This window comes from Peteryoungia wuzhouensis (assembly GCF_003205195.1).
GTDB lineage: Bacteria > Pseudomonadota > Alphaproteobacteria > Rhizobiales > Rhizobiaceae > Allorhizobium > Allorhizobium wuzhouense.
Genome location: NZ_QJRY01000005.1, coordinates 389,195 through 398,275, shown reverse-complemented (window position 1 = coordinate 398,275; position 9,081 = coordinate 389,195). Strand labels below are relative to the sequence as shown.

Here is a 9,081-nt window from a genome sequence, read left to right as displayed (position 1 = left end):
TTTCCCCTAACGACCATGATGATCATCGGGCGGATTATTGCTTGCAGTGGTCCTGCGATTTGCCTGACCCTGCTTTTCGCTGACGTGAGGAATGTAGTTGCGTTGCTGGGCCCTTGCATTCTGGTTGGCATTGGCAATGGCTTGACCATGCCGAGCGCCAATGCCGGTGCTCTCTCCGTTCGACCTAACCTTGCTGGCAGTGCAGCCGGACTGGCCGGCGCGATTACGCTTGCAGGTGGGGCTACCCTAGCCTCGATCACGGGCGCCGTGCTGACAGAGGGCAACGCACCCTATGCGCTGTTTATCATCATGCTTCTTTCCACCGCGTTCGCGCTAATGGCGTCGGTTCTCGCTGCGCTCGCCGAGAAGCATAGCTCCATAGCTACGACATAACTTACAACCTGCCTTGCCTGGAACGATCAATGATGGATCAGACACCAATCTTAGCAGCTAGCGCCGTAATTCTCGATGGGCAGAAGCGCATCCTTCTGGTTCAACGGGCCAACCCGCCAGATAAAGGATGCTGGACCTTGCCCGGTGGGCGCGTCGATCCTGGCGAAACATTGGAGCTGGCTGCAATCCGTGAGACCTTCGAGGAAACAGGGCTGGTGATCAAGATCGTCAATGAGCTGGGAAGATTGCATGTCCCCGACGGCAAAGGAGGCATCTATGAAATTCACGATTTCTTGGCCGAAAAAATCTCCGGGGAAGCCTCCGCCGGCGACGATGCCGCAGCCATTGGTTGGTTCAGGAATGACGAGCTTTCCGAGCTTCCGCTCACGCCAGACTTGCTTCACTATTTGAATCTGTACGGCGTCTATCCATAGTCGCGCGAAGCGACACTCTTGCGGCGGCGCATGACCGGTTTGGGCCGAATGCAGCCGACGATGTGCCTGGTCCCAGCGAGAGTCACACCTCACTCAATCTCATACGGCATCGGGTTCCTAACCCGATGATCCACCACCAGCTTCCTTTTCAGCGGCGGCACGGCGCGGCTGGTGCATTTGACGCGTTCGCAGATGCGGCAGGAAATGCCGATGGGGTCAAAGGCGCCGCGGTTGGAGAGGTCGAGGTCGTCGGCATAGACGAAGGCACCGGCATAGGAGATCTCGCAGCCGAGCGCCAAGGCATAGCGCGGATTGGCGGCGCGGAAGCCGGCGGAGCCTTTTGACACTTGCGTCGCGATGCAGAGATAGCGCACGCCATCGGGCGTTTCCGCCGTCTGGCGGATGATCCGGCCGGGCATCTCGAAGGCCTGATGGGCATTCCACAGCGGACAGGCCGCCCCGAAGCGGGCGAACTGCAGGCGGGCCGCACTGTGCCGCTTGGTGATGTTGCCGGCCCGGTCGATGCGGGCAAAGAAGATCGGCACGCCCTTCAGCCCCGGTCGCTGCAGCGTCGAGAGACGGTGGCAGACCTGCTCCAGCGAGGCCTCGAAACGGGCGGCGAGCAGTTCGATATCGTGGCGCAGGTCCCGCGCGGCGGTGAGGAAGCTGCGATAGGGCAGGATCAGCGCGCCGGCGAAATAGTTGTAGAGCCCCATGCGACAGATCTCGACCGCCTCTTCGCTGCGGAAATTCGCCTGTTTCAGCACCTGGTCGATCTTGGTGGCCGCCGCGAGCTGCGCGATCTGGATGGCGATCTGGAAATCGCGGGTCGGGGCGGAAGCATAGCGGCTGACGGTCAGGATCCGCCCGACCGGATCGAAGCGGCGGATCGCCTCGTCTCCCGCCTCGCTGCGCACCACGCGCACGCCGTGGCGCGCTTCGAGATGGCCTGAAAGGGCTGCGTAATTCTCCCCCTCCCCGAGCTTCAGTTCCGTCGCCAGCTGCTCGGCGGCGAGGTCGAGATCGTGGATGTAATTGTCGACGAAATGGAAGAAGTCGCGCACCTCGTCGTAAGGCGTCACCTCCTGGCTGGGCGCTGCCCCCAGCCGGTCGTCGAGGCTCGCCAGCTGCTCGTTGCCGCGCCTGTAGGCCTGATGCGCGGCAATCAGCGCATGGGCAAAGCCGGGGGCGTTCTGGGTAACGAGCTTCAGCTCCTGCAGGCTCGGCGAATAGGTCTCGAACAAGGGATCGGACAGCGCCTCCGTCAGCGCCGACATCAGCCGGTCGTTCTGGCCGGAGGACAGCTCGGTGATATCGATGCCGAACTTTTCCGCCAGCGACAGCAGCACCGAGGCCGAGACCGGGCGCTGGTTGTTTTCGATCTGGTTGAGATAGCTGGTGGAAATGCCGACCATATCGGCAAATTGCGCCTGGGTGGCACCGTTTGCCTGGCGGATGTCGCGGACCTTGCGGCCGATGAAGAGTTTCCCGATGGCCATTTCGCAAATTCGCAATTTTCACTTTGCAAATTCATAAATCCACAGATGCACCTGTTCAACCGTTTTCTTCTGCGGCACAGTGCAATAGGTGTCACACAAGGCTCAAAGCCAAACAGATCATTCCGGAGGAAGCATGTCGACGATCCTGGACCAGCTCGAAGCCCGTCGCGACGAGGCCCGCCTCGGCGGCGGCGAAAAGCGCATTGCCGCCCAGCACGGCAAGGGCAAGCTGACCGCCCGCGAGCGCATCGAGGTCCTGCTCGACGAAGGCTCGTTCGAAGAATACGACATGTATGTCACCCATCGCTGCACCGATTTCGGCATGGCCGAGCAGAAGGTGCCGGGTGATGGCGTCGTCACCGGCTGGGGCACGATCAATGGCCGCCAGGTCTATGTCTTCTCCCAGGATTTTACCGTGCTCGGCGGTTCGCTGTCCGAAACCCATGCCCAGAAGATCTGCAAGATCATGGACATGGCAATGAAGGTGGGCGCACCGGTCATCGGGCTGAATGACTCGGGCGGCGCCCGCATCCAGGAAGGTGTCGCCTCGCTCGCCGGTTATGCCGATGTCTTCAAGCGCAATGTCGATGCGTCAGGCGTCATCCCGCAGATCTCCGTCATCATGGGCCCCTGCGCCGGTGGCGCCGTCTATTCGCCCGCCATGACCGATTTCATCTTCATGGTGCGCGATAGCTCCTACATGTTTGTCACCGGCCCAGACGTGGTGAAGACCGTCACCAACGAGATCGTCACGGCGGAAGAACTGGGCGGCGCCTCGACGCACACCAAAAAATCCTCCGTCGCCGATGGCGCCTATGAAAATGACGTGGAAGCGCTGGAACAGGTCCGCCTGCTCTTCGATTTCCTGCCCTTGAACAACCGCGAAAAGCCGCCGGTCCGCCCCTTCCATGACGATCCGGCCCGCGTCGAAATGCGGTTAGACACGCTGATCCCGGACAGTTCCAACAAGCCCTATGACATGAAGGAGCTGATCTACGCGCTGGCCGACGAAGGCGATTTCTTCGAGATCCAGGAAGCCTTTGCGAAGAACATCATCACCGGCTTCATCCGGATGGAAGGCCAGACGGTCGGCGTCGTTGCCAACCAGCCCATGGTGCTCGCCGGCTGCCTCGACATCGATTCATCACGCAAGGCCGCCCGCTTCGTCCGCTTCTGCGATGCCTTTTCAATCCCGATCCTGACGCTGGTCGACGTGCCCGGCTTCCTCCCCGGCACAGCCCAGGAATATGGCGGCGTCATCAAGCACGGCGCGAAACTCCTCTTCGCTTACAGCCAGGCGACCGTGCCGATGGTGACCCTCATCACCCGCAAGGCCTATGGCGGCGCCTATGACGTCATGGCCTCCAAACATATCGGCGCCGACATCAACTATGCCTGGCCGACGGCCGAAATCGCCGTCATGGGCGCCAAGGGGGCGACCGAGATCCTCTACCGCTCGGAACTCGGCGATGCCGAAAAGATCGCGGCGCGGACCAGGGAGTACGAAGTCAACTTCGCCAACCCCTTCAAGGCGGCCGAACGCGGCTTCATCGACGAAGTGATCATGCCGCATTCCTCGCGCCGCCGCATAGCCAAGGCTTTTGCGAGCCTCCACAACAAGCAGGTCGGCACGCATTGGAAGAAACACGACACGATCCCGCTGTGAGGCCCATTGTGAGGCTCTGTGTGAGGAAGGCGAGATGCCGACGATCTTCGAATGGAAAGGCTGGAAATTCTTGTTTTTCAGCCTGGATCGGGCCGGACCGCCTCACATCCATGTCCGGAAGGATCGCAAGGAACTGAAACTGTGGCTAGATCCCGTGCGCGTGGCGTATAATCGCCGAGTGGCAGATCACGAGGTCAACGCCATCATTGATGTCGTGAATGAACATCGGAAGGAGTTCATTGATGCCTGGAAGCGCTATTTCGGATGAGAGCTGGGAAGAGTTCGAACCGGTTGAGGCGACATGCAGCGACAGCGAGCTGATTGTCGTGCTTGCGAATGGACTGAAGCTCTCGACGCCTTTGTGGTGGTATCCGCCGCTGCTGGCGGCGAACACGGAAGCGCGAAACCGCATCGAGCTTTCGCCCTCGGGCGTTCATTGGCCAGAACTCGATGAAGATCTCAGCATCGACGGGATGCTGAAAGGCCAAAAATATCCGGGCGCGAAACCGCCCGCAGAAGCTGCGGAGTAAGGTGGACGGACGACGAACGACAGAATAGGGGCTGAGGCGAAGCGCCATCATCGCCTATATAGAACCCTGTAGCGCTGTTCGCGCCCCCACCAAACAAGGATCCGATTTCATGACCGACGAAAAAATCCCGCCCGAGAAGAACCTGCCAGCCGGCTACGTGCCCCCGAAGGTCTGGACCTGGGAGCCCGGCAATGGCGGCCAGTTCGCCAGCATCAACCGCCCGACGGCCGGCGCGCAGACGGAGGTCGAGCTTCAGGTGGGCAGACATCCGCTGCAGCTCTATTCGCTGGCAACGCCGAACGGCCAGAAGGTGACGATTCTTCTGGAAGAACTGCTGGCAGCAGGTCATGACGGCGCTGAATACGATGCCTGGCTGATCAATATCGGCAAGGGCGACCAGTTCGGCTCCGGCTTTGTCGAGATCAACCCGAATTCGAAGATCCCGGCGCTCGCCGACCATGCACCTGTCGATGGCGGCAAGCCGATCCGCCTGTTCGAGTCAGCCTCGATCATGACCTATCTGGCGGAAAAATTCGGTGCCTTCCTGCCGTCGGAAACCCGCGCCCGCGCTGAAGCGCTCAACTGGCTCTTCTGGCAGATGGGCTCGGCCCCCTTCGTCGGTGGCGGTTTCGGCCACTTCTTCTCCTATGCGCCGATGAAGATCCAGTACGCGATCGATCGTTACGCCATGGAGGCCAAGCGCCAGCTCGACGTGCTCAACCGCCAGCTCGCCGACAACGAGTTTGTCGCAGGCAAGGACTACACCATCGCCGACATGGCGATCTGGCCCTGGTATGGCCGCTTGGCGCTGGACGAATCCTATGCCGATGCCGGCACGTTCCTGTCGACCCATGAATATGCGCATGTCCTGCGCTGGGCAAGGCAGCTGGCTGCCCGTCCCGCCCTCAAGCGCGGCATCATGGTCAACAAGACCTCCGGCCCGCTTTCCGAACAGCTGCATGAACGTCACGACGCCTCCGACTTCGACACGAAGACGCAGGACAAGATCGAGAAGGCGTAAGGAGATCATCATGGCCAGTCTGCCCGACATGACGAAACATCGCGGATTTCCCGGCGGCATGCCGGGCACTGGCGTGCAATTCACCATCCGCCGCGCCAATCCGCGCGGCGTGACCCCGATCAAGGCCCTGCCAAGAAAGGCGAGACCAGGCACCAAGGAACACCGCATCGACGCGGCCTTCCTGCATGCGCTCTGGCACCATTTCGGGGCGGAGCCTTTCGAGCGTGGCAATCTGGACGCCGCGCGTTTGAGCCTGCTCTTCGGCCGCGAGGTCGTGTCCGCCACCAAGGAATTCGACCCGCTCTCTTACGAAGCCATGCTCGTCATCGACGAGAAGGTGGCGCGCAAGAACTTCCCCGAATCCTTCGACGACGTGTTCGAGGTCTAAACGGATGGCCAAGGACCCGCTCATGCCGAAACACCAGGGCTTTCCGCTCGGCCTGCCCGGAACGCAATGGCAGTTCACGATCCGCCGGCCGAACCCGAAGGTGACGCCGCTCACCAACTGGCCCCGCCACCGCACGATGGACAAGACGGTGGCGCTGGCCGACCTCGGCTTCGTCCAAGCACTCTGGCAGTTCTTCGGCACGGAACCATTCGAGCGCGGCAATCTCGACGGCGAACGCCTTTGCCGGCTGTTCGGACGCGAGGTGATTGCGGCCGAACGCGGCTTCGATCCGCAATCCTATTTTGCCAAGCTGAAGCTGAATGAACCGCTGGCGCGGAAGAACTTTCCGGAAGCGTTCGAGGACCTGAAGGACGAGCAGAGCGTGGCGAAGGGATTGAAGAAGAAGGTGCGGGAATAGCGGACATGCCGACACTCCTTCTTTGGAAAGGACATCGTTTTCTTTTCTACTCGAAGGAGATCGGCGAGCCGCCACATATTCACGTCCTGAAGGACGGAAAGCAGTTGAAAGTGTGGTTGCGGGATCTCGGTGTCGCCCGCAACGCAGGCTTCGCGGCCCATGAGGTGAACGCAATCCTCAAGGTTGTCGCGGAACACCGGCAGGGTTTCGAGGAGGCGTGGAATGACCACTTTGGACATTGACGAGCGACAACTGCAAGTCCGTTCCGTAGACGTCACGGAGGACAGCATCATCTTCGATATGGTGGACGGGCGCAGGATCGTGGCGCCGCTCTGGTGGTATCCGCGCCTCGCAAAGGCATCCTCAGAGCAGCGCGCAAAGGGTGAAATCTTGCCCTTCGGCGATGCCGTCGGCTGGGAAGAGATCGACGAATACATCAGCGCCAAGGCCCTCATCATCGGAGGTGCCGCTCCCGGCGCCATCCCACCTGCTCAAGCTGCCGAGTGACAACAATGATCCAGAAAATCCTCATCGCTAACAGGGGCGAAATCGCCTGCCGGGTCATCAAGACCGCGAAGAAGCTCGGCATCAAGACGGTCGCCGTCTATTCCGATGCCGACCGCAATGCACTGCATGTCGAGATGGCCGATGAGGCGGTGTTTATCGGCCCGGCGCCGTCGAATCAGTCCTATATCGTCATCGACAAGATCCTCGATGCCATCAGACAGACCGGCGCCGATGCCGTGCATCCCGGCTATGGCTTCCTCTCGGAAAACGCCGCCTTTGCCGAAGCGCTGGAAAAGGCGGGCGTGACCTTTATCGGCCCGCCGGTGGGCGCCATCCAGGCCATGGGCGACAAGATCACCTCGAAGAAGCTCGCGGCCGAAGCCGGCGTCTCGACGGTGCCCGGCCATATGGGCCTGATTACCGATGCCGACGAGGCGGTCAAAATCTCCGATCAGATCGGCTATCCCGTGATGATCAAGGCGTCTGCCGGCGGCGGCGGCAAGGGCATGCGCATTGCCTGGCACGCGGAAGAAGCCCGCCAGGGTTTCCAGTCGTCGAAGAACGAAGCGAAGAATTCCTTCGGCGACGACCGCATATTCATCGAGAAATTCGTCGCCGAGCCGCGCCATATCGAAATCCAGGTGCTCGGCGACAAGCATGGCACAGTGCTCTATCTCGGCGAGCGCGAATGTTCGATCCAGCGGCGTAACCAGAAGGTCATCGAAGAGGCCCCCTCGCCCTTCCTCGATGCCGCCACCCGCAAGGCCATGGGCGAGCAGGCGGTCGCGCTCGCCAAGGCTGTCGGATATCACTCGGCTGGTACAGTCGAATTCATCGTCGATGGCAAGCAAAACAAGTTCTACTTCCTCGAGATGAACACCCGCCTGCAGGTCGAGCATCCCGTGACCGAGCTGGTGACCGGGCTCGATCTCGTCGAGCAGATGATCCGCGTGGCCGCCGGCGAGAAACTCGCCTTCGGCCAAGGCGACGTGAAGCTGAACGGCTGGGCGATCGAAAGCCGGCTTTATGCCGAAGACCCTTATCGCAACTTCCTGCCCTCGATCGGCCGACTCACCCGCTACCGTCCGCCGGCAGAGGGAACGAGCGCTGACGGCACCGTGGTTCGCAACGACACGGGCGTCTTAGAAGGCGGCGAGATCTCGATGTATTACGATCCGATGATCGCCAAGCTCTGCACTTGGGCCCCAGACCGCCTCACCGCCATCGAGGCAATGAGCGAAGCGCTCGACAGCTTCGAGGTCGAAGGCATCGGCCACAACCTGCCCTTCCTCTCGGCTGTCATGAACCAGGAGCGTTTCCGCTCCGGCAAGATCACCACGGCCTATATCGCCGAGGAATTCAAGGACGGCTTTACCGGCGTCACCCCGGATGCGGCCTCGGCCGAAAAGCTCGCAGCGGTCGCTGCCGTGATCAACCACCGCCTACAGGCGCGCGCGATCCAGATCTCCGGCACCATCGGCAACCATACCCGCAAGCTCGGCAAGGATTGGGTCGTCAATCTCGCCGGTAGCGACCATGGGCTGACCGTCACCGAAGGCACCGGCAACACGCGCGTCGCCTTCGAAGCCGGCAACGAGCTGGTGATCGCCACCGACTGGCAACCGGGTCAGACACTCGCCCATGCCGACATCGGCGGCGAGACGCTCGCGGTTAAGGTCGACCTCAAGGGCCCCGCCATCCGGCTCCGCTGGCGCGGCATGGATTTGACCGCCCGCGTCCGCTCGCCGCGTGTCGCGGCGCTTGCCAAACTCATGCCCGAAAAGCTGCCACCGGATACGTCGAAGATGCTGCTCTGCCCGATGCCGGGCGTTATCACCGGCGTTGCGGTCAAGGAAGGCGAGACCGTGGAGGCTGGTCAGGCACTCGCGACAGTCGAGGCGATGAAGATGGAGAACATCCTGAAGGCCGAACGTCGGGGTACGGTGAAAAAGATCGTCGTCAAGCCGGGCCAGAGTCTCGCGGTCGATGAACTGATCATGGAGTTCGAGGGGTGAGGACGCCGTCGACAATTGCGGTCGGGGTACCCCCCTCTGTCGGCTACGCCGACATCTCCCCCTCAAGGGGGGAGATTGGCCGCTGGCGTTTCGTCCACCTTTACCACTCGACGTCAGCAATCCGGCAGAAGGCAAGCCCCCCTACAATCTCCCCCCTTGAGGGGGAGATGTCCGGCAGGACAGAGGGGGGTGATGCATCCGCTGCGGTCG

The 9,081-nt window shown here is 61.4% G+C and carries 11 protein-coding genes and 1 pseudogene; 11 read left to right on the top strand and 1 reads right to left on the bottom strand.

What is annotated here, in order from left to right; translation table 11 throughout:
* Both DMY87_RS24345 and DMY87_RS15830 read left to right on the top strand, forming a co-directional pair.
* Positions 1–393 (top strand): annotated as a pseudogene (locus DMY87_RS24345) (Bcr/CflA family drug resistance efflux transporter); the annotation flags it as partial.
* A 29-nt stretch (positions 394–422) separates the two neighbouring features.
* A complete protein-coding gene (locus DMY87_RS15830) occupies positions 423–827 on the top strand; it encodes an NUDIX hydrolase (RefSeq protein ID WP_205908176.1) in 405 nt (134 codons plus the stop codon).
* 89 nt (positions 828–916) lie between these two features.
* Here DMY87_RS15830 and DMY87_RS15825 read toward each other — a convergent pair whose 3' ends face one another.
* On the bottom strand, positions 917–2,326 hold the full coding sequence (locus tag DMY87_RS15825; RefSeq protein ID WP_110792581.1) for a helix-turn-helix domain-containing protein: 1,410 nt from the start codon (positions 2,324–2,326) through the stop codon (positions 917–919).
* 133 nt (positions 2,327–2,459) lie between these two features.
* Here DMY87_RS15825 and DMY87_RS15820 point away from each other — a divergent pair, with 133 nt between their 5' ends.
* From DMY87_RS15820 to DMY87_RS15780, 9 genes are all read left to right on the top strand, one after another.
* On the top strand, positions 2,460–3,992 hold the full coding sequence (locus DMY87_RS15820) for an acyl-CoA carboxylase subunit beta (protein ID WP_110792580.1): 1,533 nt from the start codon (positions 2,460–2,462) through the stop codon (positions 3,990–3,992).
* A 34-nt stretch (positions 3,993–4,026) separates the two neighbouring features.
* Positions 4,027–4,260 carry a DUF4160 domain-containing protein gene (locus DMY87_RS15815; protein ID WP_110792579.1) on the top strand — a complete coding sequence of 78 codons (234 nt, stop codon included), beginning with the start codon at positions 4,027–4,029 and terminating at the stop codon, positions 4,258–4,260.
* Positions 4,235–4,522 (top strand): DUF2442 domain-containing protein, encoded by a 288-nt coding sequence (locus DMY87_RS15810; protein ID WP_110792578.1) that lies wholly within the window; start codon positions 4,235–4,237, stop codon positions 4,520–4,522. The genes DMY87_RS15815 and DMY87_RS15810 overlap by 26 nt, the downstream gene beginning before the upstream one ends.
* Before the next feature lie 109 nt (positions 4,523–4,631).
* Positions 4,632–5,543 carry a glutathione-dependent disulfide-bond oxidoreductase gene (yghU, locus tag DMY87_RS15805; RefSeq protein WP_110792577.1) on the top strand — a complete coding sequence of 304 codons (912 nt, stop codon included), beginning with the start codon at positions 4,632–4,634 and terminating at the stop codon, positions 5,541–5,543.
* 10 nt (positions 5,544–5,553) lie between these two features.
* Positions 5,554–5,931 carry a hypothetical protein gene (locus DMY87_RS15800; protein WP_110792576.1) on the top strand — a complete coding sequence of 126 codons (378 nt, stop codon included), beginning with the start codon at positions 5,554–5,556 and terminating at the stop codon, positions 5,929–5,931.
* Between the two features lie 4 nt (positions 5,932–5,935).
* A complete protein-coding gene (locus DMY87_RS15795; RefSeq protein WP_110792575.1) occupies positions 5,936–6,349 on the top strand; it encodes a hypothetical protein in 414 nt (137 codons plus the stop codon).
* A gap of 5 nt (positions 6,350–6,354) precedes the next feature.
* Positions 6,355–6,591, top strand: a complete 237-nt coding sequence (locus DMY87_RS15790; RefSeq protein ID WP_110792574.1) for a DUF4160 domain-containing protein — start codon at positions 6,355–6,357, stop codon at positions 6,589–6,591.
* Positions 6,572–6,856, top strand: coding sequence for a DUF2442 domain-containing protein (locus tag DMY87_RS15785; RefSeq protein WP_110792573.1), 285 nt, complete (start codon positions 6,572–6,574; stop codon positions 6,854–6,856). Before DMY87_RS15790 ends, DMY87_RS15785 begins: the two co-directional genes overlap by 20 nt.
* 5 nt (positions 6,857–6,861) lie before the next feature.
* On the top strand, positions 6,862–8,871 hold the full coding sequence (locus DMY87_RS15780; RefSeq protein ID WP_110792572.1) for an acetyl-CoA carboxylase biotin carboxylase subunit: 2,010 nt from the start codon (positions 6,862–6,864) through the stop codon (positions 8,869–8,871).
* Positions 8,872–9,081 lie beyond the last annotated feature (210 nt).

What these genes read in the sequence shown, in the direction of transcription:
- DMY87_RS15830 (WP_205908176.1), top strand. Translation starts at nt 423, where the DNA reads ATGATGGATCAGACACCAATCTTAGCAGCTAGCGCCGTAATTCTCGAT.
- DMY87_RS15825 (WP_110792581.1), bottom strand. Translation starts at nt 2,326, where the DNA reads ATGGCCATCGGGAAACTCTTCATCGGCCGCAAGGTCCGCGACATCCGC.
- DMY87_RS15820 (WP_110792580.1), top strand. Translation starts at nt 2,460, where the DNA reads ATGTCGACGATCCTGGACCAGCTCGAAGCCCGTCGCGACGAGGCCCGC.
- DMY87_RS15815 (WP_110792579.1), top strand. Translation starts at nt 4,027, where the DNA reads ATGCCGACGATCTTCGAATGGAAAGGCTGGAAATTCTTGTTTTTCAGC.
- DMY87_RS15810 (WP_110792578.1), top strand. Translation starts at nt 4,235, where the DNA reads ATGCCTGGAAGCGCTATTTCGGATGAGAGCTGGGAAGAGTTCGAACCG.
- yghU (WP_110792577.1), top strand. Translation starts at nt 4,632, where the DNA reads ATGACCGACGAAAAAATCCCGCCCGAGAAGAACCTGCCAGCCGGCTAC.
- DMY87_RS15800 (WP_110792576.1), top strand. Translation starts at nt 5,554, where the DNA reads ATGGCCAGTCTGCCCGACATGACGAAACATCGCGGATTTCCCGGCGGC.
- DMY87_RS15795 (WP_110792575.1), top strand. Translation starts at nt 5,936, where the DNA reads ATGGCCAAGGACCCGCTCATGCCGAAACACCAGGGCTTTCCGCTCGGC.
- DMY87_RS15790 (WP_110792574.1), top strand. Translation starts at nt 6,355, where the DNA reads ATGCCGACACTCCTTCTTTGGAAAGGACATCGTTTTCTTTTCTACTCG.
- DMY87_RS15785 (WP_110792573.1), top strand. Translation starts at nt 6,572, where the DNA reads ATGACCACTTTGGACATTGACGAGCGACAACTGCAAGTCCGTTCCGTA.
- DMY87_RS15780 (WP_110792572.1), top strand. Translation starts at nt 6,862, where the DNA reads ATGATCCAGAAAATCCTCATCGCTAACAGGGGCGAAATCGCCTGCCGG.